Annotated in this window: 20 protein-coding genes, 1 tRNA gene and 1 pseudogene; 14 read left to right on the top strand and 8 right to left on the bottom strand. The window is 64.5% G+C overall.

The window, feature by feature from the left end:
• Positions 1-113: 113 nt before the first annotated feature.
• The 4 genes from ACMHYJ_RS03770 (at position 114) to ACMHYJ_RS03785 (ending at position 7,050) form a co-directional block, all read left to right on the top strand.
• Positions 114-2,564, top strand: a complete 2,451-nt coding sequence (locus ACMHYJ_RS03770; protein ID WP_414244881.1) for a penicillin-binding protein 1A — start codon at positions 114-116, stop codon at positions 2,562-2,564.
• The gene (locus tag ACMHYJ_RS03775; RefSeq protein ID WP_414244882.1) at positions 2,564-2,737 is read left to right on the top strand and encodes a hypothetical protein; all 174 of its coding nucleotides are present in this window, start codon (positions 2,564-2,566) and stop codon (positions 2,735-2,737) included. Before ACMHYJ_RS03770 ends, ACMHYJ_RS03775 begins: the two co-directional genes overlap by 1 nt.
• A gap of 6 nt (positions 2,738-2,743) precedes the next feature.
• Positions 2,744-4,018, top strand: coding sequence for a diaminopimelate decarboxylase (gene lysA, locus ACMHYJ_RS03780; RefSeq protein WP_414244883.1), 1,275 nt, complete (start codon positions 2,744-2,746; stop codon positions 4,016-4,018).
• A 134-nt stretch (positions 4,019-4,152) separates the two neighbouring features.
• Entirely contained in the window at positions 4,153-7,050 is a 2,898-nt protein-coding gene (locus tag ACMHYJ_RS03785; RefSeq protein ID WP_414244884.1) for a putative bifunctional diguanylate cyclase/phosphodiesterase, read from the top strand.
• A gap of 132 nt (positions 7,051-7,182) precedes the next feature.
• Here the strand turns inward: ACMHYJ_RS03785 and ACMHYJ_RS03790 are convergent, their stop codons facing one another.
• Positions 7,183-7,545, bottom strand: coding sequence for a helix-turn-helix domain-containing protein (locus ACMHYJ_RS03790; protein ID WP_414244885.1), 363 nt, complete (start codon positions 7,543-7,545; stop codon positions 7,183-7,185).
• Positions 7,546-7,693: 148 nt separating this feature from the next.
• Between ACMHYJ_RS03790 and ACMHYJ_RS03795 the strand changes: the two genes are divergently transcribed.
• Positions 7,694-9,325, top strand: coding sequence for a methyl-accepting chemotaxis protein (locus ACMHYJ_RS03795; RefSeq protein WP_414244886.1), 1,632 nt, complete (start codon positions 7,694-7,696; stop codon positions 9,323-9,325).
• A 243-nt stretch (positions 9,326-9,568) separates the two neighbouring features.
• Here the strand turns inward: ACMHYJ_RS03795 and ccsB are convergent, their stop codons facing one another.
• The 3 genes from ccsB to ACMHYJ_RS03810 form a co-directional block, all read right to left on the bottom strand.
• Complete coding sequence (gene ccsB, locus ACMHYJ_RS03800) at positions 9,569-10,879, bottom strand: c-type cytochrome biogenesis protein CcsB (protein WP_414245196.1); 1,311 nt, start codon at positions 10,877-10,879, stop codon at positions 9,569-9,571.
• Positions 10,880-10,926: 47 nt separating this feature from the next.
• Entirely contained in the window at positions 10,927-12,906 is a 1,980-nt protein-coding gene (locus tag ACMHYJ_RS03805) for a cytochrome c biogenesis protein ResB (RefSeq protein ID WP_414245197.1), read from the bottom strand.
• A gap of 264 nt (positions 12,907-13,170) precedes the next feature.
• Positions 13,171-13,860: a c-type cytochrome gene (locus ACMHYJ_RS03810; protein WP_414244887.1), complete on the bottom strand. Its 690-nt coding sequence runs from the start codon at positions 13,858-13,860 to the stop codon at positions 13,171-13,173.
• 188 nt (positions 13,861-14,048) lie between these two features.
• Between ACMHYJ_RS03810 and yihA the strand changes: the two genes are divergently transcribed.
• Together yihA and hemB are read left to right on the top strand one after the other, a co-directional pair.
• Complete coding sequence (gene yihA / locus ACMHYJ_RS03815; protein WP_414244888.1) at positions 14,049-14,672, top strand: ribosome biogenesis GTP-binding protein YihA/YsxC; 624 nt, start codon at positions 14,049-14,051, stop codon at positions 14,670-14,672.
• A gap of 112 nt (positions 14,673-14,784) precedes the next feature.
• Complete coding sequence (hemB, locus tag ACMHYJ_RS03820; RefSeq protein ID WP_414244889.1) at positions 14,785-15,795, top strand: porphobilinogen synthase; 1,011 nt, start codon at positions 14,785-14,787, stop codon at positions 15,793-15,795.
• Positions 15,796-15,899: 104 nt separating this feature from the next.
• On the opposite strand, the pseudogene ACMHYJ_RS03825 reads toward hemB, so the two are convergent.
• Positions 15,900-16,733, bottom strand: a pseudogene (locus ACMHYJ_RS03825) (S1C family serine protease); the annotation flags it as partial.
• A gap of 58 nt (positions 16,734-16,791) precedes the next feature.
• Here ACMHYJ_RS03825 and ACMHYJ_RS03830 point away from each other — a divergent pair.
• Complete coding sequence (locus tag ACMHYJ_RS03830) at positions 16,792-17,571, top strand: Nif3-like dinuclear metal center hexameric protein (RefSeq protein WP_414244890.1); 780 nt, start codon at positions 16,792-16,794, stop codon at positions 17,569-17,571.
• Between the two features lie 4 nt (positions 17,572-17,575).
• Here ACMHYJ_RS03830 and mscL read toward each other — a convergent pair whose 3' ends face one another.
• Positions 17,576-18,028 (bottom strand): large conductance mechanosensitive channel protein MscL, encoded by a 453-nt coding sequence (mscL, locus tag ACMHYJ_RS03835; RefSeq protein ID WP_414244891.1) that lies wholly within the window; start codon positions 18,026-18,028, stop codon positions 17,576-17,578.
• Between the two features lie 192 nt (positions 18,029-18,220).
• On the opposite strand from mscL, the gene petA reads away from it, so the two are divergent.
• The 6 genes from petA to ACMHYJ_RS03865 all read left to right on the top strand — a co-directional run bounded on the left by petA (position 18,221) and on the right by ACMHYJ_RS03865 (position 22,437).
• A complete protein-coding gene (gene petA, locus ACMHYJ_RS03840) occupies positions 18,221-18,868 on the top strand; it encodes a ubiquinol-cytochrome c reductase iron-sulfur subunit (protein ID WP_414244892.1) in 648 nt (215 codons plus the stop codon).
• A 44-nt stretch (positions 18,869-18,912) separates the two neighbouring features.
• Entirely contained in the window at positions 18,913-20,298 is a 1,386-nt protein-coding gene (locus ACMHYJ_RS03845) for a cytochrome b (protein ID WP_414244893.1), read from the top strand.
• Between the two features lie 27 nt (positions 20,299-20,325).
• On the top strand, positions 20,326-21,171 hold the full coding sequence (locus tag ACMHYJ_RS03850) for a cytochrome c1 (protein ID WP_414244894.1): 846 nt from the start codon (positions 20,326-20,328) through the stop codon (positions 21,169-21,171).
• A 73-nt stretch (positions 21,172-21,244) separates the two neighbouring features.
• The gene (locus ACMHYJ_RS03855; RefSeq protein ID WP_414244895.1) at positions 21,245-21,853 is read left to right on the top strand and encodes a glutathione S-transferase N-terminal domain-containing protein; all 609 of its coding nucleotides are present in this window, start codon (positions 21,245-21,247) and stop codon (positions 21,851-21,853) included.
• A 1-nt stretch (position 21,854) separates the two neighbouring features.
• Complete coding sequence (locus ACMHYJ_RS03860) at positions 21,855-22,274, top strand: ClpXP protease specificity-enhancing factor (protein WP_414244896.1); 420 nt, start codon at positions 21,855-21,857, stop codon at positions 22,272-22,274.
• An 87-nt stretch (positions 22,275-22,361) separates the two neighbouring features.
• Positions 22,362-22,437: transfer RNA gene (locus ACMHYJ_RS03865), tRNA-Thr, on the top strand.
• A 124-nt stretch (positions 22,438-22,561) separates the two neighbouring features.
• Here the strand turns inward: ACMHYJ_RS03865 and ACMHYJ_RS03870 are convergent.
• Positions 22,562-24,418: a cation:proton antiporter gene (locus ACMHYJ_RS03870; protein WP_414244897.1), complete on the bottom strand. Its 1,857-nt coding sequence runs from the start codon at positions 24,416-24,418 to the stop codon at positions 22,562-22,564.
• Positions 24,408-25,835, bottom strand: a complete 1,428-nt coding sequence (locus tag ACMHYJ_RS03875; RefSeq protein ID WP_414244898.1) for a chloride channel protein — start codon at positions 25,833-25,835, stop codon at positions 24,408-24,410. The genes ACMHYJ_RS03870 and ACMHYJ_RS03875 overlap by 11 nt, the downstream gene beginning before the upstream one ends.
• Positions 25,836-25,880 lie beyond the last annotated feature (45 nt).

The following is a 25,880-nucleotide window of genomic DNA, read 5'->3' on the forward strand; positions in this document are numbered from 1 at the left end:
CGCCCGATCGGGCACGCTGCCCACGGCCCGCCATGGTTTTTTTACAGCATCTGTTACATCCCCCCCGCCATGAAACCCTGGCGCGCGCCCGCCAGGGCTTACAATCGCTCCTGATGAGAACCACCAAAAAAACCTCCACGCCCAAGGCGCCCGCCCGTTCGTGGCTGGCTCGCCTGATGCTGAAGGCATTCGTGCTGTTTGCCGGCCTGGGCCTGTGCGGCGTCCTGCTGCTGTCCCTGGCCCTGGCCCTGGCCTGGCCCAATCTGCCCGATCTCAACGCCATGACCGACTACCGGCCCCGAGTGCCCCTGCGCATCTACACGGCCGACCACGTCCTGATCGGCGAATTCGGCGAAGAACGGCGCAATGTGCTGCGCTTCAACGAAATCCCCGACATCATGAAGTCCGCCATCCTCGCCGCCGAGGACGACCGCTTCTACCAGCACGGCGGGATCGACTGGACCGGCGTGCTGCGCGCCGCCATTGCCAACGTCGTGCACATGTCCAAGACCCAGGGGGCCAGCACCATCACCATGCAGGTGGCGCGCAATTTCTACCTGTCGTCCGAAAAAACCTACACGCGGAAATTCTACGAGCTGCTGCTCACCTTCAAGATCGAAGCCACGCTGTCCAAGGATCAAATCCTGGATCTGTACATGAACCAGATCTTCCTGGGGCACCGGGCCTATGGCTTTGCCGCCGCCAGCCGCACGTATTTCGGCAAGCCGCTGGCCGAGATCACCCCTGCCGAGGCCGCCATGCTGGCCGGCATCCCCAAGGCCCCGTCGCGCTTCAACCCCATTGCCAATTTCGACCGCGCCAAATCGCGCCAAGCCTATGTGCTGGGCCGCATGCGCACCCTGGGCTACCTGACCGACGCCGAATACCAGCAGGCCATGGATCAGCCCATCGAGATCAAATCGGCGCCCGGGACGCCCTCCGGGCGGTATGCCGTGCATGGCGAATACCCCGCCGAGCTCGCCCGCCAACTGCTATACGGCGTCTACCAGGACGACATCTATTCACGCGGCTTCAACATCTACACCACCATCAATTCCAAGGATCAGGAAGCCGCCTACCAGGCGCTGCGCAACGGGATCCTGGATTACACGCGTCGGGCCTACTACCCCGGCCCCGAGGAAACCATCGACCTGCCCGCCGGCATCGAAGACCAGGCCGAAGCCTTCAACGACATCCTGGACACCGTCCTGGAAAAATACCCGGACAACGGCGATCTGCTGACCGGCATCGTGCTGTCCGCCAGCCCCACCGAGGTCAAGGTCGCCCGCAGCCCGCACCGCATCATCACCATCACCGACAAAAGCGCGCTGCGCGTCATCGCGCGGGGCCTGGCCGCCAATGCCAAACCGCCCGTCAAGATCAGCCGGGGCGCCGTGGTGTACGTCCACGAAAAAACGGACGGCGCCTGGGAACTCATCAACAAACCGACCATCCAGGCCGCCCTGGTATCGCTGCGCGCCCAGGACGGCGGCGTGCTGGCCATGGTGGGCGGGTTCGACTACGAAGAAGGCAAGTTCAACCGCGTCACCCAGGCGTGGCGCCAGCCCGGTTCATCCTTCAAGCCTTTCATCTATGCCTCGTCCCTCGAACGCGGCCTGACCCCGGCCACCCAGATTTCCGACGAGCCCTTCTCCCTGACCGCCGAACAAACCGGCTCCAAGGCCTGGAATCCAAAGAACTACGGCCGCGCCTACGAGCCCATGCTGACCATGCGCCAGGGGCTGTACAAATCGAAAAACATGGTGTCCATCCGCATTATGCAGGCGGTCGGCCCGCAATACGTCCAGGACTACATCACGCGCTTTGGCTTCGACCGTTCGCGCCAGCCCGCCGTCCTGCCCCTGGCGCTCGGCGCGGGCAGCGTCACGCCGCTGCAGCTGGCGGGCGGCTACGCCGTCTTCGCCAACGGCGGCTACCGGGTGCCGCCCTACCTGATCGATTCCGTGACCGACAGCAGCGGCAAGGTGCTGATGCGCGCCCGGCCCACCGTGGCCGGCGACACCCTGGCCCGCGTCATCGACCCCCGCACCGCCTACGTCATGAACGACCTGTTGCGGGGGGTCGCCACCTCCGGCACGGGCGCGCGCGCCCACCGCGAACTCAAACGCAACGACATCGGCGGCAAGACCGGCACCACCAACGATTCGCAAGACGCCTGGTTCGCCGGCTTCAACCCGGAAATCGTCACGATCGCCTGGATGGGCTTCGACCAGCCAAAATCCATGGGCCAGGGCGAAACCGGCGGCGGGGCCGCCCTGCCGATCTGGTCCGACTACATGAAAGTCGCCCTGGCGGGCAAGCCCGAAATCCCGCCCGGCCCGATGCCCAGCGGCCTGTCCCGCATCGGGGGCGATTTCTATTTTTCGGAATTCCCGCCCGGCACGGCGATTGCCCGCGTCGGCCTGCCCGCGCCCGGCGACTTCGACCCCGGCGCAGCCGCCCCCGGTGCCGCCCAAGACGGCATCGGCGCCCTGCTCGATCAACTGCACGGCACCAACGACCCCGAAGCCGCCGTGCCCCAACCTGTCCGAGTCCCCTTCTGATGATCAAGCTTCCGCTCTCGCGGCTGCCCGCCTGCGCCGCCGCCTGCTGTCTGTTCGCACTGCTGGCCGGCTGCGGCATGAAAGGCCCGCTGCAGCCGGCCGACCCGCCCCCGTCGGCCGACCCCGCCCTGATCGCCCCGCCCAGCACGCTGCCCCCCGACACCCCACTCTGATCCCCGATGAAGACTGCGCTCCATTTCCCGCTGCGAGATGGCGTCCTGCACGCCGAAGACATTCCCCTGGCCGCGCTGGCCCGGCAACACGGCACCCCCCTGTACGTCTACTCGCGCGCCGCGCTGCGGTCGGCCTGGCAACGCTACGAAAACGCCATCGCCGGGCGCAACGCGCTGGTCTGCTACGGGGTCAAGGCCAATTCCAACCTGGCCGTATTGCACGAATTCCAGCAACTGGGGGCCGGGTTCGACATTGTCTCCGGGGGCGAGCTGGCCCGGGTGCTGGCCGCCGGGGCCTCGGCCGACCGCATCGTTTTCTCCGGGGTGGGCAAGCAAGCCTGGGAAATCCGCCAGGCGCTGGCCGCCGGCATCAAGTGCTTCAACGTCGAATCCGCCGGCGAACTCGCACGCCTGGCCGACATCGCCCGGGAAGCCGGGGTGCGCGCCCCGGTCTCGCTGCGGGTCAACCCCGATGTGGACGCCAAGACCCATCCGTATATCTCCACCGGCCTGAAAGACAATAAATTCGGCATCGACATCCGCCAGGCACCCGCCCTGTATCGCCAGGCCCGGCAGCACGCGGCGCTGGAAATCGTGGGGGTCGACTGCCACATCGGATCCCAGATCACGGAGATCAGCCCCTATCTGGACGCGCTGGACAAGCTCCTGGCCCTGATCGACCAACTGACCGCCGAAGGCATCACCCTGCGCCACCTGGATCTGGGCGGCGGCCTGGGCATCCGCTACACCGATGAAATCCCGCCCGATCCGGCCGATCTGCTGAATCCCGTCTTCGACGCGCTGGCGCAGCGCGGCCTGGACGGACTGCAAATCATCCTGGAACCGGGCCGCTCCCTGGTGGGCAATGCCGGCGTGCTGCTGACCCGCGTGGAATACCTGAAGCACACCGAGGCGCGCAATTTCGCCATCGTGGACGCCGCCATGAACGACCTGATGCGCCCCGCCCTGTACGAAGCCTGGCACCAGGTCGCCCCCGTCGAGCCGCGCGCGCAAACCGCCGCCCGCACCTATGACATCGTCGGCCCGATCTGCGAAAGCGGCGACTGGCTGGCGCGGGGCCGCAGCCTGGCGCTCGCCCAGGGCGACCTGCTGGCGATCCAGTCCGCCGGGGCCTATGCCTTTTCAATGTCCAGCCAATACAATAGCCGCCCCCGGGCCGCCGAAGTCCTGGTGGACGGCGGGCAAAGCTGGCTGATCCGCGCGCGCGAAACCATCGACAGCCTGTACGCCCTGGAACGCATCCCCGCCGCCGGGCAATAAACTCTGCTGGATTTCCCTTGGTGCGCCGCACAAACCAAAGCGGCTAAAATCGGCCCGGCCGTGGCCGTTAAATCCGTCATGGGGTGGCCAAACGGTTTTCCGGCAATCTTTCTCAGTATTTCAGCAACCGCCATATGTCAGTTCAGCAGGATTCCTCCAATCGGCTTTTCTCGCCGTCTGCCGTCCGGCAGCGAAAGCCCCGGGTATTTCTGCTGTACTACGTCTTTCCGCTGCTGTTGGCGCTGGCGCTGCTTTTCAGCGCCGGGCTGTTCCCCAACCACTATGCCGGCACCAATAAGGGCCTGGGACTGGCCACCCATTTCTCCACCGGGCTCTACAGTACCCCCGCTTCCGCAGCGACCGCGCTGCAGGCCAACCCCACCCGCCTCGGCGCGGTTCTGCCGGCGGGCTCCGTCTGGCTGCTGGCCGCACTCGACCAGCGCCAGCCCGATCTGAGCCACGCCCTGCTGCTGTCCAGCACCCTGATCGATTCCGTCGCCTGTTGGCTGCTGCCCACCGGCCAGCCGCCCACCGCGCTCGAAACCCACAGCAGCATCCTGGGGCACGTCGCGGCCCTGCCGGCGGGGGCCTCCGGCCAGGTGGTCTGCCAGATGGACAATACCGCCCCCAGCCAGATTTCCGTCACCCAATGGGACGCGCGCGCCATGGCGGCCACGCGGGCGGAAAACGCCTATGCCCTGGGGCTGCTTGAAGGCGGCCTGCTGATCCTGGCGGCGTTCACGGCCATCGTCAGCCTGACCACCCGCGACCACCTTTATGTGCTGCTGGCCTGCTGGTTCCTCTGCAATCTGCGCCTGGGCGCGTGGGCACTGGGTTGGGATCACCTCTGGCTGGGCCATCTGCTGGACCCCGACAGCCTGCTCTGGTCGCGCAAAATCACCCTGCTGCTGTCCTTTACCACCACCTGGCTGCTGTTTACCCGGCTGTTCCGCTACAGCCTGGGCCCCAAGCTGCATCGGCGGCTGCAAATGGCGGGGCTGGCCCTGACCCTGTTGCTGGCCATTCCCCTGCTGGTGCCCTCGGCGGGCCTGTTCCTGGCCGCCACCTTCATCGCCGCCTGGGCCGGTTCGGCCCTGACCGCCTCCATCTTGATCCATGCGCTGTTTCGCTACACCACACGATCCCTGTTCTGGCACACCCTGGGCGTCTGCGCCGCCATTACGCTGCTGGGGGTCGGCCTGGTGCTGATCGGCCTGGATCAGGCACAGTTATTCAAAGGCTGGCCCACCATTCTCATCTTTTTGGCGTGCAACCTCCTGGTGGCTCTGGCCACGGCCAACCGCATCCGCGAAGACCGGCAGATCCGGCTGCGCAGACGCAGCGAACTCATTGCGCACGACTCACTCTCCCCCCTGGGCCTGTTCACCCTGGGCGCCACCCGGCATTTTGAACACCTGAACCACAATGCGCGCCAGATGCTGCAAATCCAGGACGACACCGAATCGCTCTCCCTGGATTGGGGCCATTTCTTCGCCGATGTCGATTGGGTCGCTGTCTCGCTGGCCACGGAAAACGGCACAGACACCGAAATCCAGCAACTGAGCGACGACCCCAAGGCCCCGAGCCGCTGTTTCCTGCTGCGCGCCACGCTGGCGGGCAGCCGCATCGAAGGTTCGCTGCAAGACGTCACGGCGCGCTCGGAGACCTTGCGCAACCTGCGCCTGATGACCGACACCGACGTGCTGACCAACACGCTCAACCGGCACGGCATCGAATCCGCCATGGAAGGCGCCATCGGCCAGCTGCAGCAATCCGGCACGCCCTGCGCCATGTCGTACCTCAGCCTGGATCACCTGAAGCGCGTCAACGATCTCTTTGGCCACTCGGCGGGCGACCAGCTGCTGCAGCTGGCCTGCGACCGCGTCCGCTATTCCCTGACGGATCAACAAAAACTCGGCCGCATCGGCAGCGATGATTTTGTCATCCTGTTCCCCGGCATCCGCGCCCGCGAAGCCCGCCGCATGGCGCAGGACATGGTCGACAGTCTGAACAGCGCCCCCTTCTACGTCGGCGACCGCGCCTTCCAGATCAAAAGCGCCATGGGGGTCATCGACCTCGACCCCCGCATGGGCCCCAAAGACGCCATCGCCGCCGCCTCGCGGGCCTGCCGCGACGCCCGCAAACAGCACCAGGACATTGTGCTCTACGAGGAAAACGCGCACGAACTGTTCGACCACATCAACGAGCTGCGCGTGTTCGAACAACTGGATGAAGGCAAGACCCCGGACGACATCTACCTGGCCATGCAGCCCATCATGTCGCTGCGCCATCCCTTGAAGACCCTGAATTTCGAAGTCCTGCTGCGCGTGCGCAGCAACGGCAGCCACCCCCTGCAGACCCAGAAGATCATCCAGGCGGCCGAAGACAACGGCATGATCACGGTGATCGACAAATGGGTCTTCACGACGGCGCTGGAGTGGATTTCCAAGCACCACCTGAAGCTGATCAACACCCAGCAAGTCAACATCAACCTGAGCGGCGTGTCGCTGAACGACGACCGCTTCATCAACAGCCTGTTCGGGATACTCAACCAGCAGCCGCAGTTCACCCGCCGCCTGTGCGTGGAAATCACCGAAGGCGTGGCCCTGCAGGATCTGGAACGCACCCGGCAGTTCATGCGCCGTCTGCAGCGCATGGGCGCGCGCGTGGCGCTGGACGACTTCGGGGCCGGCTACACGTCGTTCTCGTACCTCAAGGAACTCCCCGCCGACACCATCAAGATCGACGGCTCCCTGATCCGCGACATGCTGACCAGCGAGGCCAACATCGCCATCGTCAACAGCATCGTGGACCTGGCCCACAACCTGGGCATGGAATGCATCGCCGAATGGGTGGAAGACGCCGCCACCCTGCGGACGCTGGCGGAGATGGGGGTGGATTATGTGCAGGGCTATGTGATTTCCGCCGCGCGCACGCCATCCGAAATGCTGCTGCACGAAAACATCCTGCCGCTGATCGACAATCCGGCGGCGGTGGCCTTCGTCGAAGAAGTCAGCGGGCGACGGATTTAAGCGGTTGCAGCCGGCCTTTGCCCGGCGCACCCGGCGGGGCGACCGTTTTCGGCTTTCAGCAATGCCTCGCCGTTGCCTGGGGGCCTGCCTGAAGCGCGCCGTCCAGAACAGCGCCCGGCCTGTTCAGTGGCGTCAGTGATTGGGCGTGACGTCGGGGTGCCGCCCTTGGCACAGGCGATTCGTCAGCATTTCAATCATCGCCAGCACCATGGATCGATCCGTGGCGTCCAGCCGCCCCAGCATATTGTTCATATAGCCCAATTGATCAGTACACCGCGGGCTGGTTTCCGTCAATAGTTCAGAAACCTGGCACTGAAAAATATCGGCCAGCATCGCCAGGCGATCAAGGGAAGGGAGCACCACGCCCCGCTCGATGCGAGAGACCGCCTCGACGCCAATACCCAACTGCTCTGCAATCGAGTCTTGCGTCAAGCCCTGGGCCTTGCGATGTCTGGCAATGGTATGGCCTAAAGATTTTGCCAGGGAACTTTGCATGATTTGTCGATCCTTGATGTGTGATATCCAACCTGAATAGTTGACTATCATCCAAATATGTTTAAGGACTTAACAAGTTGACTATCATCTTAAAAAGTCGTGTGTCATCCAGATACTGTTTGTCTCGAATTCAATCCGAGAGGAAACCATGCGGAATCTGAAAATAACAGCACGGCTTGGGCTGGGGTTTGGTCTTATCATCGTTCTGCTACTCAGCATCGCGGGCATCGGACTGTCCAGCCTGATCGCCACAGACAAGGCCAATGGCATACTGATCAAGCGGCAAGAGACCCTGACGGCGGCTCTGCACTGGGCAGCCGAAGTCCAGACAAACGCCAACCAGGCACTGGCCACGGCCACGACGACAGACCCCGCCATCCTGCGCATTTTCCAAACCCGGATGAACGAGTCCTTCGAGCGCACGGAACACTACCGAAGCGCAGCCGAGCACCTGCTGTTTTCCCCGGAAGCCAAAGCCTTGTTCACCCAGGCGATCGAGGCCCAGAACCGCTATCTTCATCCCCGGGAACAAGCCTTCCAGCAGCTGCAAAAAGAGGCCACTGCCGAGACACGCGCCTTCTTCACCCAAGATATGCCCAAGCTGGCAACCCAGTACCTGCAGGCCATCAGCCATCTGACCAGTTTCCTGACCCAGGCGGTCGCCGGTCAAGTCCAGCAAAATCAATCCCAGGGCCGGATGCTGGTCATCCTCATCGCGGCCATGACCCTGGCTGCCGTCCTCGCCAGCCTGGTCTTCGCCTGGCTGATCACCCGATCCATCACACGCCCCTTGACGCATGCCGTGGCGCTGGCTGAAGCCGTCGCCGACCACAATCTCAGCCAGACGATCCAGGCCACCGGCAAGGACGAATTCACCAAGCTGGAAAGCGCGTTGGGCCAGATGGTTCAGGGTCTGCATGCAACAGTCAGCGAGGTTCGCAACGGCGCCGACACCATTGCAACAGCCGCCAAGCAAATTTCCATGGGCAATCTGGATCTGTCCGCCCGCACCGAGCAGCAGTCCAGCTCCCTGGCACAGACCGCCGCCACCATGGAAGAAATCACTTCGACCGTGCGCCAGAACGCCGACAATGCCCAGCAGGCCAATACGCTGGCCAGCACCGCCGCCAAGACGGCCAGCGAGGGCGGTGCCCTGGTGGCCGATCTGGTTCAGACCATGGGCGAGATCAACAGCAAGTCCCAGCAGGTGGCCGACATCATCGGCGTCATTGATTCCATCGCCTTCCAGACCAACATCCTGGCGCTCAACACCGCCGTCGAGGCCGCCCGCGCCGGCGAACAGGGCCGCGGCTTCGCCGTGGTCGCCGCCGAAGTGCGCGCCCTGGCCCAGCGCTCGACCGGCGCCGCCAAGGAAATCAAGGATCTGATCGACGCCTCGGTGGACGCCACCGCCAAGGGCAACGACCAGGCCGCCCACGCGGGCGACACCATGCGGGACATCGTCACCAGCATCAACCGCGTCACGGACATCATGGGGGAAATCAGCGCCGCCAGCCGCGAACAGACCACCGGCATCGAAGAAATCAATATCGCCGTCACGCAAATGGACGACGTCACCCGGCAAAACGCCAGCCTGGTCGACGAATCGGCTGCCGCCGCCAGCAGCCTGGAAGACCAAGCCACCACCCTGGCCGACCTGGTCGCCACCTTCAACCTGGGCAGCACCACTCAAGCCCAAGCATCACCCCGGGCGCCGACGCCGCACGCCCGCCTGATCCCCTCCCCGGGCAAACCCCTGGCATTGACCGCGAAAATGTGAGTTGGCGCCCGCCTCAAGCGCCTCGGCGCACGTCAAACCGCGACCTGCCCCGCTCCAACGCCTCATTCAGCGTCCTGCGTCACGCGCTTCGTCAGTCATTGCCTGGGGGGCTGGGGCGGGGCTGTTGGAGCCACCCCAACCCCCTCGGCGCAGCCGCCAAACCGCGATCTGTCCCGCCCCAGCCCCCCAGGCAATGGCGAGATGCAGACTGCAGGTAAAAGCTCGTGACCCGAACCAGCGCCCTTAAAGCTCCCCATAGGAATGCAGCCCCGACAGGAACATATTGACCCCCAGGAACGCAAAGCTGGTGACCAGCAGCCCACTGAGTGCCCAATAGGCCGCCATCGACCCGCGCAGCCCTTTCATCAACCGCATGTGCAGCCAGGCCGCATAATTGAGCCAGACGATCAGCGCCCAGGTTTCCTTGGGATCCCACTGCCAGTAGGTTCCCCAGGCATCGGCGGCCCACAGCGCGCCCAGGATGGTTGCCACGGTAAAGAAGGCGAAGCCCACCGCAATGGCCCGGTACATGATGTCGTCCAGCAGCTCCAGGGAAGGCAGGCGCCGGGCGATGGGCGCGCGAAAGGCCAGGATCGCGCCCACGATCAGAGCGCCGATGCCGAAGTACAGCATCCAGGTGGCCGACAGTTGGCGCGAACCAAAGACAAAGGGCTCGGCGCACAGAATGGCTCCCAGCAAGAAGACCGGAATCAGGGGCTTCCAGCTGCGGGTTTCGCCATGGGACTTGACCAGATAAGCGAAGCCCACCATGGCGGCCAGGCTGAACGTGCCGTAGCCAATGAAATTGGCCGGGACGTGCAGCTTCATCCACCAGCTTTTCAATGCGGGCACCAGCGGCTGAATCTGGAAGGCGTCGCGTGTGAAGGAATACCACAGCAAGAACACCACCAGAGAACTGATGACCAGCAGCACGAAGCCGCCCAGCGCCCGCGTGGCGTAGCGGCGTTCGTAGTACAGATAGAACAGCGCCGTGATCAGCGACATCAGCACGAAGACTTCGTAGAGATTGCTGACGGGAATATGGCCGATGTCGGGCCCCATCAAGTGGCCTTCGCGCCAGCGCACCAACAGGCCGATGACGCCGAAAGACACGGCGGACCAGGTCAGCACCGACCCCAGCCAGGCCGCCGTATCGCTGGCGAACCCCACCCAATAGCACAGGGTGGCCAGAACGAACAAGGCGCACATCCACAAGATGGCGGACTGCGAGGACAGCAGGTACTTGAGCAGGAAAACCGATTCTGCGCGGGAAAGATCACCCTGCAAGAGATCGCCGGTGGGGCTGTACAGCCAGATGGCCAGCAAGGCACAGCCCCCGGCACCCAGCATCAGCGTGCGCAACGGTCGCCACAGCCAGGCCATCCAGCTGAACAGGCCCACCGCCCCGACCAGAATGAGCTTCTCGTAGTAGTCCATCAACTGGCCGTAACTGCTGATCACATGGCCGGCCCCCACGGCCAGCAACAGGAAAAACGCCACGTCGGTCCAGTCGGGTCGGCCGCGGCGGCCGCGATGATCGCCGCTGGTGTTCATGTCGCCGGCCCACAGGGCGGCCGCCGCGGGCGTGAGGGTTTCAGTGGTCATTTGTTTGAACCTCCGAGGTGGAGCAAGGCAGCGCGCAGGCGCTGAAATTCGTGGATGAAATCCAGATTGCGCCGCTGGGTCGTCATGGCGGCCAGCCAGCTGCTGCCATCGGCCGACGGCCGAACCCAGACCCAGACCCGCCGTTCGCGGATATAAAACATTGAAAATACCCCGAGAACCAGCAATAGGCAACCGATATACACCGTGGTCTTGCCCGGACTGCGGGCGACCTGGAAGACACTGGCCTGCACCTGGTCGAAGCGGGTCAGCTGCAAGGCCACCGGCGCGGGATAGTCCGGCAGCGAAGCCAGGGCCAGGACGGACAGGCGCAGCCACTGGGCATCGCGCTCGGCCTGCGGGCCGGTCTCCGCCAAGGCCGGCAGGCCGTGTTCGGCCCGCATCAGGGCGCGGAGTTCGTGCAGGCTGATCTGGATCATGGGCACCGCGAAATTCAGGATTTTTTCACGCTGATCCACGGGCGCGGCATCCAGAATGCCATTGAAGCCGCGCTGCGCGAACGTGCGCAAGGCCCCCTGGGCCGCCTGGAACATCAGGTCGCGCTGTTCGCCCGCGGGCGCGTTGAGTTCGGCGAACCGGCGGGCGGCCTGTTCGCGCAGGGCCGGATCCGCCAGGGCGGCGCGCAGCTGCATGAATTCTTCGATCGTGCCCTGATCGTCGGCGGGGATGCGCAGGTAGCGATAGGCCTCCGCCGGGGTATTGCGCATGCCCAGCAGAAACATGGGAAAGCCGTCGAGCTGGATAGGCAACATATACTGCGTGAATTCGTGCGCCTGGCCATCCGCGCCCACCAGCCGGTACTGCACGCTGGGGCCCACATTATGCAGGTTGTCGCTGCGGGGGCGCACCGCGCTGCCGGTCACGGCCGCCACGTCGCGCACCAGATTCGCGGGCTGGGGATCGGGATCGCCCAGGTTTTCGACGTTGATCACCCGCAGCCCCGTGTAATCGACCGTCAGGTTGCCCAGGCTGGCGGGCAGTTTTTCTTCGCGCCCCACCGTGCCGGAAAGATCGAGCGGCTGGGCCGAGGCGCCCGACAAGGGCCAGGCCTTCAGGGCGAGGCCGCTGCCGCCATCGTCGAAACTGGACTGGTAGACGGTAATGCCCTTGTAGTGCAAGGGCTCGTTGACCTGGATGGTCTGCTCGAAAGCGTGTCCGGTGGCCAGATCGGTGACCACCACATCGCTGCGGAAGTCGCTGGGCATGCCGGTGTCGTAGTATTCGACGTAGAACTTTTTGAGCCGGAGGGAAAACGGCAGCGGCTGCAGCAAAACCCCCTGGCCGGCGGCAATGATACCCACGCTGCTCTGCTGGCCGTCGGGCAGCAGCATATTGGCCCGGAAACTAGGGTTGTGCGCCGACAGACGGCCGGACTCGGGGACTTCGGAAATCAGCATATTGCCCATAATGGGCTGCTTGTCGAACAGCCAGGTCTGCAGGCGCACGGGCAGTTCGCTGTCCAGCAGCCCGCCCAGGCAGATCACAACAATGGCCACGTGGGCGAAGATATAACCCAGCCGGTTGGCCGCCCCTTTTTTGGCGGCCACCATCCGGCTGTCGCCATCCACGCGCACCCGGTAGCGAAAGCCCTGGCGGCGCAGCAGCGCCCCGATCTGGTCGACCGCCTGGTCGGGCGACAGCGCGCTGTCGACATCGACTTTATGGTGAAACGCCTTCAGGCTGCTGCCGCGCACATATTCCCGGAACGTCCGCATGTCGCGCAGCATCTTGGGCGTATTGCGGATGACGCACAAGGTGGTGGACACCACCAGAAACGCCATGATCAGCAAGAACCAGGGGCTGTTGTAGATGTGCCAGATGGAAAACGGGTCGAACACGGCGAACCAGAACGGCCCGAATTGATCAATGTACGCATTGGCCGCCTGGTTCTGGGGCAGCACTGTGCCGATCAGGCTGGCAATGCAGATGAACATCAGCAGGCTGATGGCGAAGCGCATCGAACCCAGGAGTTCGATGATGTCGGCACCCCGCGAACGGGAACTGGCAGTGGAAGTCACAGGAGCAGCTCAAAAAAAAGAGGGCACGCCAGTGCGTATCCCCCTGATGAAATTTTAAAGTTAAACCATACATCGGATGAAACGGGAGCCCCCCTCAAGACCCCTGAAACAACCGGGAAATCACGCCCGTCGCTACGCGGCGGGCTTCGCCGGCCCCTGCGCCCCGCTGGGCGGATGCAAACGCCCGGCCAGCGGAACAGCCGGCTAGCGCAGGCCGGCGGCGTAATTGGCGACCGCGGCCAGATCGGGCGGCGTCATGCGGCTGGCGATGTCGTGCATGATGGCGTTGGCCCGGTCGCCCGAGCTGAACAGCTTGAGCTGTTCGAGAATGTATTCCGGGTGCTGGCCCGCCAGGCGCGGGAACTCGCCGGGCAAGCCGGCGCCATTGGCCGAATGGCAGGCGGCACAGGCCGGAACCTTGCGGTCTTCGATGCCGGCGCGCCAGATTTTCTGGCCGTGATCCATGGTGGCTTCGTCTGTGGCGGTGCCGGCGGCGTCCCAATCGAGCGCCTGCTGGGACAGATACAGCGAAACGTTCTGGATGTCTTCCGGGGTCAGCGCGGGCGCGATGGTGGACATGATGGACGGCGCGCCGTCCGGGCCGGTGCGCACGGCGGGCTTGTCGCCTTGCGGCGCGAAGTCGTGCAGCTGCTTGGCCAGGTATTCGTGGGGCATGGCCGCCAGGTTGGGGTTGGCCGGGATGGTGCTGTTGCCGGCATCCCCGTGACAGGTGACACAGGCCAGCACGCCACGCGACATATCGCCCTGGACAAACAGCTGTTCGCCGGCCTTGGCGTCGGGGAGCTTGGCGTCCTGCGCAATGGCCACACCCGGCACAGCGCCGGCCAGCACCAGGCTGCCGACCATCAACATACTGGAAAGCGCACGCTTCATGAGGTCCTCGGATGTTTGGTACGGGCGCCGGCGGGCGCCATCGGATCATGGGGCCGACGCGTCGCCCCGCGAGGGGCGCACCAGCCGACACAACAAATACAAGCGAAGATTATACAATAGGGATCAGGCATGCTTTGCGCTTGCCCCCTGGCGGCCAGCCCACCCTGCCCATTACCCCGGATTCCCCCGTGTCCCTACTGCATCGCGCCCGCTTCACTGTCTCCGCCGCCCGGCTGGATCAGCTTCCCGCCCCGACCACGGCCGAAGTCTGCTTCGCCGGCCGCTCCAATTCGGGCAAATCGTCCGCCATCAACGTGCTGACCAACCAGCGTCGCCTGGCCTTTTCCAGCAAAACACCCGGCCGCACGCGCCTGATCAATCTGTTCGGCCTCCCCGACCCGCTGACCCCGGACGCCTGGCTGGGGTTCCTGGTCGACCTGCCGGGCTACGGCTACGCCGCCGTGGACCGCGCGGCGCGCGACGAATGGGCCGACGTCCTGGGCGGCTACCTGCACGAACGCAGCAGCCTGGCCGGGGTGGTGTTGCTGATCGACATCCGCCGCGGGGTCACCGAACTGGATCGCCGCCTGGCGCACTGGATCGGCCTGCGCGGCCTGCCCACGCTGGCCCTGCTGACCAAGGCCGACAAACTGCCCTACGGCCAGCGCATCAAGGCCGTGTCCAAGGTGCGCCAGGATCTGGCCGAGATCGGCACCCTGGCGGCCCTGCCGTTTTCCGCCACGCACCGCATCGGCCTGGAAGACGCCGCCGCGCACATCGAAAACTGGATCTCCCCGCAAATCGTGCCCTGACGCCCGCGCCGCGCCAAAAGGCAAAGCGCCCCCTCGCGCCCCCGGCGAGCCGCTGCGCCCCCGCCCCGGCCACGCTTCGGGCAACCTCACCAGATGACTGAAAGGCCACACCATGACCCGCTTTCTACCTCCCGTCGACTTCCCTGTCTCCCGCCTGCGCCGCAACCGGCGGGATGATTTCTCCCGCCGCCTGGTGCGCGAGCACCGCCTGACGGCCGACGACCTGATCTATCCGGTGTTCGTCCAGGAAGGCGCGGGGGTGCGTGAACCCGTGACGTCCATGCCCGACGTGGTGCGCCATTCGCCCGATACGCTGCTGCGCACCGCCGAACACTGCCTGCGGCTGGGCATCCCGGTGCTGGCCCTGTTCCCGCACATCGACCCGGCCCTGAAAACGCCCGACGGCATCGAGGCCGCCAACCCGGACGGCCTGATCCCGCGCACCGTGGCGCTGCTGAAGCGGCATTTCCCGGAACTGGGGGTGCTGACCGACGTGGCGCTGGACCCCTACACCAGCCACGGCCAGGACGGCCTGATCGACGCCGACGGACAACTGCTGAACGAGCCCACGGTGGCCATGCTGGTGCGCCAGGCGCTGACCCACGCCCAGGCGGGGGTGGACATCGTGGCCCCCAGCGACATGATGGACGGCCGCATCGGGGCCGTGCGCCAGGCCCTGGACGGACGCGGGCTGATCCACACCCGCATCATGGCCTATTCCGCCAAATACGCCAGCGCCTTTTACGGGCCGTTTCGAGATGCCGTCGGGTCGGCGGCCAACCTGGGCGCGTCCAACAAAGCCACTTACCAGATGGATCCGGCCAACCGCCTGGAGGCCCTGCGCGAAGTGGCCGCCGATATCCGCGAAGGCGCGGACATGGTGATGGTCAAGCCCGGCCTGCCCTACCTGGACGTGCTGCGCGAAGTCAAGGACGCCTTTGGCATGCCCACCTACGCCTACCAGGTCAGCGGCGAATACGCCATGATCAAGGCCGCCGCCGCCAATGGCTGGCTGGATCACGACAAAGTCATGATGGAATCCCTGCTGGCCTTCAAGCGCGCCGGCGGCGACGGCATCCTGACCTACTTCGCCATCGCCGCCGCCACCCTGCTGAAGTCATGAGCGACCCGGCCCCGGCGAGCCGGGCAACGTCTTGAGCCGCCCGACCGCCGTCCGCGCCGGCAGGGCGGATCGGGCCAACGCGGCCCGGCCCCGCGCTACGGATTGATCAGCCGTTCCATGATCTGGTGCGCCGGGCCGGACGGGATGGCGAAACCGATCCCCAGCGATCCGCCCGTGGCGGAATAGATCGCCGTATTGATGCCCACCAAGCGCCCCTGGGTGTCGATCAGCGCCCCGCCGGAATTGCCCGGATTGATGGCCGCATCCGTCTGGATGAAACCATGGGGCGACGGCGTATCCTGGCCGTTGCGCCCCAGCGCCGACACAATCCCCTGCGTCACTGTTTGCCCCACCCCGAAGGGGTTGCCGATGGCCAGCACCACATCGCCCACCCGCACCGAGCGCGACGGGTCGAACACGATGGTGGGCAGCCGCGTCAGGCCGATTTTCAGGACGGCGAGATCATTGGCCTGGTCAGCCCCCACCAGACGCGCCGCCGCCTGGCGGCCATCCTGCAGGCGAACCTCGATGGCATCGGCGGCCTCGATGACATGGTAATTGGTCAAAATATAGCCATCCGCCCGCACGATCACCCCCGACCCCAGGCTGGTGGAATCGCGCCGCTGGGTGAACCCCGGCACATTGCGCAGCAGCTGCTGCAGCGCCGGATTGTAGGGCAACGACACCAGGGGGATGTCCACGTGCTTGCGCGTGTAGATATTGACCACTGACGGGGCTGCGCGCGCCACCGCCAAGGCATAGCTGTCCACCGCCGGGGCCGGAGCCGGGGCCAGGGCCGACACCGGGGCAGGAGCAGGAACGGGAACCGACGCCGGCCCCGCGCCGGGCAGCCATTGCGGGCGCAAAGTCATCAACAAAAACAGGATCGCCAGGCAGACCGTCACGGTCTGGGCGAAAATCAGCCACAATCGCTTCATCATCAGCACACTCCGGTCTGGTGCATCGAACCCGCACCCCCGATAAAGGAAACCCTGAATGAAACCACAAATTTCTCGATCCGCGCTGGAAACCTGGCTGAACACCACCCTGCAGATCGACCGTTTCAAGGACTACTGCCCCAACGGCCTGCAAGTGCAGGGCCGCGCCGAAATCCGCCACATCGTCACCGGCGTGACCGCCTCGCAAGCCCTGATCGACGCCGCCATCGCCCGCCAGGCCGACGCCATCCTGGTGCACCACGGCTGGTTCTGGAAAAACGAGAACCCCTGCATCCGCGGGCCCAAGCACCGGCGGCTGGCGGCCCTGATGGGGCAAGACATCAACCTGTTCGCCTACCACCTGCCGCTGGACGCCCACCCCGAGTGGGGCAACAACGCCCAGCTGGCCCGCGTCATGGACTGGACCCCCGACATCCTGCCGGACGGCACACCGCACCGCTGCGGCCCGGATCAGCTGATCTGGCTGGGCGCCCCCGCCTGGGATTGCACCGTGGCGGAACTCAGCACCGACCTCGCCCAGCGCCTGGGCCGCAAGCCGATCGTGATCGGCGAGCTGGATCAGCCCGTGCGCCGCCTGGCCTGGTGCACCGGCGCGGCCCAGGGCATGATGGCAGCCGCCCTGGACGCCGGGGCGGACTGCTACGTCAGCGGCGAAATCTCCGAGCCCACCGTGCACCTGGCCCGCGAAACCGGCTGCGCGTACATCGGCGCGGGCCACCACGCCACCGAACGCTACGGCGTGCAGGCCCTGGGGGCCGCCATCGAGGCGCAATTCGGCGTGTCCTGCACCTTCGTGGATATCGACAACCCGGTCTGACGGTTTATTTTTTCAGCGCATCGCGGATTTCGCGCAGCAAGACGATGTCCTCGGGGGTGGCGGGGGCCTCGGCCGGCGCGGGCGGGGCCTCGAAGCGGCGGCGGGCGTTGTTGATCATTTTGACCATGACGAACACCACCAGGGCCAGCAAGATGAAATTGACGAAGATCGTCAGGAAATGCCCCCAGGCAAAGACCACGGCCCCGGCCTTGGTCAAGGCGTCGGCGGTCATGGCGCCCGCATAGCCCTCGGGCAGGCGCAGCACCCAGAACAGATTATCGAAGTTGACCTGCCCGCCCAGGATGAAATTGATCAAGGGCATGAACAGGTCGTTGACGATGGAATCGATGATCTTGCCGAAGGCCCCCCCGATAATGACCCCGATTGCGAGATCCATCATATTGCCCTTGACGGCAAACTCCTGGAATTCTTTGATGAAACTGCGTGCACCGGCCATGGCCTGATCCTCCTAAGCATTTACCCCACTGGTCGTAACGCTATAATACGCGGTTGAAGAACCCTCGTGGGGCGCCTGCGTGTCAGGCCGGCGCCATTTCACGGCCCGGGACGCTGGCGGCACTCGTGTCAGGCGGCCCGCACAGATCATTGTCAAACGCTCCGCCCGCTGGGCGGCTACCAGGGATAACAAATGAGTCAGAATCCGACACAGTCCGACGAACAGGGCGCAGTCGACCCGAACCTGCCACCCGATCCTTCGCGCCGTTTCTGGGTGGCCTCGGCCTGTACCCTTGGGGGTGTCGCCGGTGTCGCCACCGCCGTGCCGCTGGTTGGGTCGTTTGCTCCGTCCGAGAAAGCCAAGGCCGCCGGCGCGCCGGTCGAAGCCGACATCTCCGCCCTGCCCGAAGGCCAGATGATGACCGTCGAATGGCGCGGCAAGCCGGTCTGGATCGTGCGCCGCACCAAGGCCGAAGTCGACGAACTCCCCAAGCTCGATCCCGAACTTGCCGACCCGGATTCCGACCGCCCCGGCTTCACCCCCGAATGGGCGAAAAATCAATACCGCTCGCGCAAGCCCGAAATCTTCGTCTGCATCGGCATCTGCACCCACCTGGGCTGCTCGCCCACGGCCTATTTCCAGACCGGCGCGCAGTCCGGCATCTCCAACGACTGGCCGGGCGGCTGGCTGTGCCCCTGCCACGGCTCCACCTTCGATCTGGCCGGCCGCGTCTACAAAAACAAACCCGCCCCCGATAACCTCGAAATCCCGCCCTATGCGTTTTCCGCCGACGGGACCCACGTCATGATCGGGGTCGATGAATACCCCGCCAAGGCCTGATGAACCCCGCGTTCATCTTTTCGAGACACTGACAGGAGCCGTTCATGGCCGAAAATAACGTCGAGACGACTGGGTTGCTGGGCTGGGTAGACCGCCGCTTCCCCCTCACAAAAATGTTCAAAGAGCATATGTCCGAATACTATGCTCCCAAGAATTTCAACTTCTGGTATTTCTTCGGGTCGCTGGCCCTGCTGGTGCTGGTCATCCAGGTGGTCACCGGCATCTTCCTGGTGATGAACTACAAGCCCGATGCGCGCTTCGCCTTCGAGTCCGTCGAATTCATCATGCGCGAAGTCCCGGGCGGCTGGATCATCCGCTACATGCACTCCACCGGGGCCTCGATGTTCTTCGTCGTGGTCTACCTGCACATGCTGCGCGGCCTGTTCTACGGCTCCTACCGCAAGCCCCGCGAGCTCGTCTGGATCTTCGGCGTGGCCATCTTCCTGTGCCTGATGGGCGAAGCCTTCTTCGGCTACCTGCTGCCCTGGGGCCAGATGTCCTACTGGGGCGCCCAGGTCATCGTCAACCTGTTCTCCGCCATCCCCTTCATCGGCCCCGACCTGTCCCTGTGGATTCGCGGCGACTACGTCGTATCCGACGCCACCCTGAACCGCTTCTTCTCCTTCCACGTCATCGCCATCCCCCTGGTGCTGATCGGCCTGGTCGTGGCGCACATCATCGCCCTGCACGAAGTCGGCTCCAACAACCCCGACGGCGTCGAAATCAAGCAAGGCCCCAAAGACAAATACGGCCGGCCCGTGGACGGCATCCCCTTCCACCCCTACTACTCGGTGCACGACATCGTGGGCGTGGCGGGCTTCCTGATCGTCTTCGCCGCCATCATCTTCTTCGGCCCCGAAATGGGCGGCTACTTCCTGGAATACAACAACTTCCTGCCCGCCGACCCGCTCAAGACCCCGTCGCACATCGCGCCGGTCTGGTATTTCACGCCGTTCTACACCATGCTGCGCGCCACCACCAGCGACTTCACCTGGATTCTGGCCGCGGGCGCCCTGCTGGCCGCCGTCCTGCTGTTCGCCAAGGGCCGGCTCTCGGGCATCTGGCGCCTGGCCGTCCCGGCCATCCTGGTCGTGGTCGCCATCCTCATGAAAGTCCTGGACGCAAAATTCTGGGGCGTGGTGTCCATGGGCGGCGCCGTGGTCATCCTGTTCTTTCTGCCCTGGCTGGATCAGTCTCCGGTCAAGTCCATCCGCTACCGTCCGACGTGGCACAAGTTCCTGTATGCCATTTTCATCGTCAACTTCCTGATCCTCGGCTGGCTGGGCACGCAGCCCGTCACCCCGGCCAACACGCTCATGGGCCAGGTCTGCACGGTGATCTACCTGGCGTTCTTCCTGGCGATGCCCATCTGGAGCCGGCTTGGCACCTTCAAGCCCGTCCCCGACCGCGTCACCTTCCGCGCCCACTAATGGCCCACTGACTGCTACGGAAAGATCATGATCAAAAAACTGCTCGGTGCCCTGGCCCTGTCCCTGATCAGCACGTTTGCCTTCGCGGAAGGTGGCGCGCCCCTGGACCACGCACCCAACCGCATCACCGATTTGGCGGCCCTGCAAAACGGGGCCAAGCTGTTCGTCAACTACTGTCTCAATTGCCATAGCGCCAACGCCATGCGCTACAACAACCTCACCGAGATCGGCCTGACGGAAGCGGAAATCAAGAAAAACCTGCTGTTTTCCCGCGACAAGGTCGGCGATCTGATGACCATCTCCATGACGCCCGCGCAAGGCAAGGCATGGTTTGGCACCACCCCGCCCGATCTCTCCCTGATCACCCGCGCCAAAAACACCAGTTTCGGCCCCTCCGGCGTAGACTACGTCTACAGCTACCTGCTGGGCTTCTACCGCGACACCGCCCAGAAAACCGGCTGGAACAACACCGTCTTTCCCACAGTCGCCATGCCCAACGTGCTCTGGGAACTCGAAGGCCCGCGCACCTACACGGACGTGCAGGTGCACGAAGTCACCGACGACCAGGGCAAGGCCCAATGGACGCGCACCACGAAGACCTACGATCACGCGGGCTTCGTGACGGTCAAGCACGAAACCCTGGACAACTACACGGGCGGGACCTCGCATGCCGGCCACTTCCAGGCCGCCGACGAAAAAACCTTCGACGCGTTCAAGAGCGACGTCGCCGACCTCAGCAATTTTCTGGGCTGGGTGGCCGAACCCCAGCAAACGCTGCGCAAGCAGATCGGCGCCGTCGTCCTGCTGTTCCTGTTCCTGTTCCTGTTCGTGGCGATTCGCATGAACCGCGCCTACTGGAAACACGTCCGGTAATCCGTAGCATATCCGGCCATTCGTGCGCCCCTCGGGGCGCATTCTCCGCTTTTTCTGTATTGGAATCCTCGATATGATGGTGCTTTATTCCGGGACGACCTGCCCGTTTTCACAACGTTGCCGCTTCGTGCTGTTTGAAAAGGGCATGGATTTTGAAATCCGCGATATCGACTTGTACAACAAGCCCGAAGACATCGCGGTCATGAATCCATACGCCCAGGTGCCCATCCTGGTCGAACGCGACCTGGTGCTGTACGAATCCAACATCATCAACGAATACATCGACGAACGCTTTCCGCATCCCCAGCTGATGCCCGCCGATCCCATCATGCGGGCCCGCACGCGCCTGTTCCTGTACAACTTCGAAAAAGAACTCTTTATCCACGTTTCCACGCTGGAAAATCGCGGTATCACCGACGAAAAAGTCCGCGACGCCGCGCGCGCCAACATCCGCGACCGCCTGGCCCAGCTGGCCCCCCTGCTGGTCAAGAACAAATTCATGCTGGGCGACGAATTCTCCATGCTGGACGTGGCCATCGCCCCCCTGCTGTGGCGCTTGGCCCACTATGGGATCGACCTGCCCAAGAGCGCCGCCCCCATCCAGAAATACGCCGAGCGCCTGTTTTCCCGCCCCGCCTACATCGAGGCCCTGACCCCATCCGAAAAGGTCATGCGGCGCTGATATGCAGGAAACGTCAACCAAACCCTACCTGGTCCGCGCCCTGCACGAATGGTGCACGGACAACGGCTACACGCCCTATTTGGTGGTCACGGTGGACGCCAACACGGTGGTGCCGGCGGCGCATGTGCATGACGGCCAGATCACGCTGAACATCAGCCACCTGGCCACCAACCGCCTGACCCTGGGCAACGAATACATCGAGTTCGAATCGCGCTTCAATGGCGTGGTCGAGCACCTGTTCATCCCGGTGGCGGCGGTATCGGCCGTGTACGCCCGCGAAACCGGGGCGGGCATGGGCTTCGAGGTCGCGGCCTCCCAGCCCTACCCCGGCGGCGACGACACCCCGCCCGAAAAACCCCGCGCAGCGCCCGCGCCCGCCGCCGACGTCCCCAAGCCGTCCCACCTGAAAGTCATCAAATAAGCGGCACCGCCCGGGGCCTTCCAAGCGCCCCGAGCCGCGTGCGGCGGCTCAGGAAAGGCTGCTTTTATTGTAGAATGGCGGTCTTTCGCCGGTTTAGCTCAGTTGGTAGAGCAGCTCACTTGTAATGAGAAGGTCGGGGGTTCGACTCCTCTAACCGGCACCAGAATTCACGCGGCTTTCCGGGCTTTTGCCGGGGCCGCGTTTTCTTTGCTGGGTAAGTTTTGGGTAAGACGTCGCATCTTGATGCGCCGGATCTGCGCGTGCAGCCGCAGTCCGGCAGATCGGCATCAAGCCGCGACCGCGGCCTCGCCATCGACGCCGCCATTGGCATGGGCACCGCCCCGGTCATTGCCCACATGCAGCCCGATCACCGTCCAGCCGGACTGCGGCTGGACGTCCTGATCCAGGGTAAAGGGGATGGCATAGCCCTTGGGATTGAGGGCAAACAAGGGGATCACATCCCGGCTGTCATCCTGCAAAGCCTGGTACTGGGAAAAATCGAAGGTCTCCGACAGGCGGGTGGCCTTGATCTGGGCGCCGGCCATCAGCAGGTTCGATAATTTCCAGTAGCCGATGCCCGGGGCAAACAGCGTGCGGCCCCGGTACTCCGGCTTCAAGGCGTGCTTCTCGGCGGGGTCGCCATCCTGCGACAAAGGCAGGCTGAACACCTTTTGCTTGCCGAAGTCATCCCGGCCGCGCACCATGATCAGCTGGTTGACATGATCGCGTGTGCCCAGGGCCAGCAGGCGGCCCAGGCCACCGGTGTCCAGATTGCGCTGCGCATGCTCGGAGACCGGGCTGCCGTGGTAGGTCGGCAGCCCCATCATGCGGGCTTTCGACAAGCTGTACCAGTCGCTGTCGCACAGGCGCACGGGCACGCCCTGTTCATGCAGGGCCTGGCCGATGGCGCGCGCCACGGGGTTGGCCCCGGCGATCAAGAACCCGACACGGTCGGGTTCGGTCACCTTGAGCAACCGCGCCACGGGCCGCGCCGTCAGGCTCTGCAGAATGACCGAGCCGATGATGACCAGAAAGGTCATGGGCAGCAGCTTACCGGCATGCGGGACATCCAGGGTTTCCAGCCGCAGCGCGAACAGGGCCGACACCGCCGCCGCCACGATCCCGCGCGGGGCGATCCAGGCGACCAGCGCCCTTTCGCGCCAGGTCAGTTTGGATCCCCAGGTGGCATACAGGACTTTCAGCGGCCGGCCGATCCACAGCATGCAAGCCAGCACCGCCAAGGCGGGCCAACCCAGGTCGAACAGCTGGGCCGGCGCCACCCGCGCCGCCAGCAGGATGAACAGGGCGGACAGCAGGATCTGGCTGAGGGTTTCCTTGAATTCGAGAATATCGTGCACGGGCACACCGGGCCGGTTGGCCAGCCAGATCCCCATCACCGTCACGGCCAGCAGGCCGGACTCGGACTGCACGGTGTTGGACAGCGCAAACGTCGTGAACACAAAGGCCAACACCGACAGATTGACCAGGGACTCGGGTATCCAGGCGCGCCGCAGCAGGATTTCCAGCAGCCAGCCCATGGCGACCCCGAAACACAAGCCGGCGACGGAAGTCGCCCCCAGGGACCACAGGGCATGGCCCAGTGTCTCGTTGGCCCGCAAGGCCATCATCAAGTCATAGGACAGCACCGCCAGGATCGCGCCGATGGGGTCGATCAAAATCCCCTCCCAGCGCAGGGCATGGGCAACCGGGGCAACGGGCTTGACGGTCTTCAGCAAGGGCGCGATGACCGTGGGCCCGGTCACGCAGGTGAGCGCCCCGAACAAAATGGCCAGATCCCAGGGAAAATCCAGGAACACATGGACGGCAATCGCGGCCACGGCCCAGGTCAGGATCAAGCCGCCGGACACCATCCGGCGCACCACCTGCTTCATCCCCCGGATCTGGTGGAATTCCAGGGTCAGGCTGCCTTCGAACAGGATCACGGCCACCGCCAGGGACACGATGGGAAACAGCAAGGGGCCAAACAGCGCGTCGGGCTCCAGCCAGCCCGCCACGGGCCCCACGGCAATGCCCGACAGAAGCAGAATCAAAATGGCCGGAACACGGATTCTCCAGGCCAGCCACTGGGCCGCCATGGCAATCATGCCAATGCTGGCCAACAGCAGTTCGGGACTAATCGTCATGGGGGGGTTTTCCTTGTTTGACAGCGTGCCACCAGGCCCACAGCCAGGCGCCCAACCCTTGGGACCGCACCTGGCGCCAGCTTTTCAACAAGCCATACGATAAATGGGTTTTTTCCTGGCCGACGGGAATGTCCTGCTGCACTCGAATCCAGGAAGATTTGGCATACGCCAGGCGCTGCTCGGGGTAGACGCTGCGATGGCCGATGATCAGATAGGCGGCGATGGCTGCGCCGGACACATACATCGTGCCGATCAGGCTGCCAAACAGCTCCACCCCCATCAGGATGGCCGCCAGCGGGGTATTGGACGAGGCCGCCACCACGGACACCAGGCCCACGGCCGCCCCCAACATGGGGCTGATGCCGAACAAATGCGCAAAGGCGTTGCCGGCGACCGCCCCGATCACGAATTGCGGCGTGACGATCCCCCCGTAAAATCCGGATCCCAGGGTAATCGCCACCAGCACGGCCTTCCAGAGGAAACCCAGATAGGGCATGGCCTCGCCGCGCAAGGCGCTGTCCATCAAAGGCAGGCTCAAACCCAGGTAATCGCTGGGGATGACCAGCACCAGGGCGGCCACCAGCAGGCCGCCCAGCACCGGCAACAGCGGCGGCCACAGGCGGTAGCGCTGCTGCAGGTAGCGGCACAAGCGGCGCACGGCGTCGACCAGATCGACGAAGACACGCGCCACCAGGCCGCACAGCATGCCGATCAGGATGATGCGCAGGAAGATGGACTCGGAATACACCGGCAAGGCCGTGATGTCATAGTGTGCATAGGGCACGCCCATGCCCTGGCTGACTTGGTACGAAGTAATCCCGGCGATCAGGGCGGGAAACAGAAAATCATGGCGAATCCGGCCGATGGTCAACATTTCCACCCCGTAAATGGCCCCCGCCACCGGCGTGCCGAATACACAGGCGAAGCCGGCGCTGACCCCGCAGGCCACCATGCGCTGGCGCATTTCACGATTCAGGTGGAACACACGCCCGATCAACGCCGCCAACGACGCCCCCAGGTGGGAACATGGCCCTTCCTTGCCCGCCGATCCGCCGCCGGCCAGGGTCAGGATGGTGGCCAGGGGCTTGATCAGCATGGTGCGCCACGGCATGCGCCCGCCTTGGTCGTAGACCGCCGCGAAGATGGAATCCCGCAGACCGCCGGGATTGAGCCAGCGATAGCCGTAGGTCATCAACAGGCCATTGGCCAAGCCGGCCAATGGCAAGGTGATCCAATAGGCCCAGGCGGGCATCCGCGAAGACTGGTCGATGGAATACAGCAGCGCATGCAGAAAGCTGCTGACCCCGACCCCCACCACCAGGCCGACCAGCGACGCCAGCACCAGCCACTGCACAACCGTGGCCAGCATGATGGCGGGTTCCAGAAGATTGATTCGTAGTCCGGGCGGTAATTTCATCTTGGCGTGTTTGGCTTCAGTGTCCCGTATCGGCGGTTTTTTTCA

Origin of the sequence: Castellaniella hirudinis (assembly GCF_047468865.1) — a bacterium.
Lineage (GTDB): Bacteria > Pseudomonadota > Gammaproteobacteria > Burkholderiales > Burkholderiaceae_B > Castellaniella > Castellaniella hirudinis_A.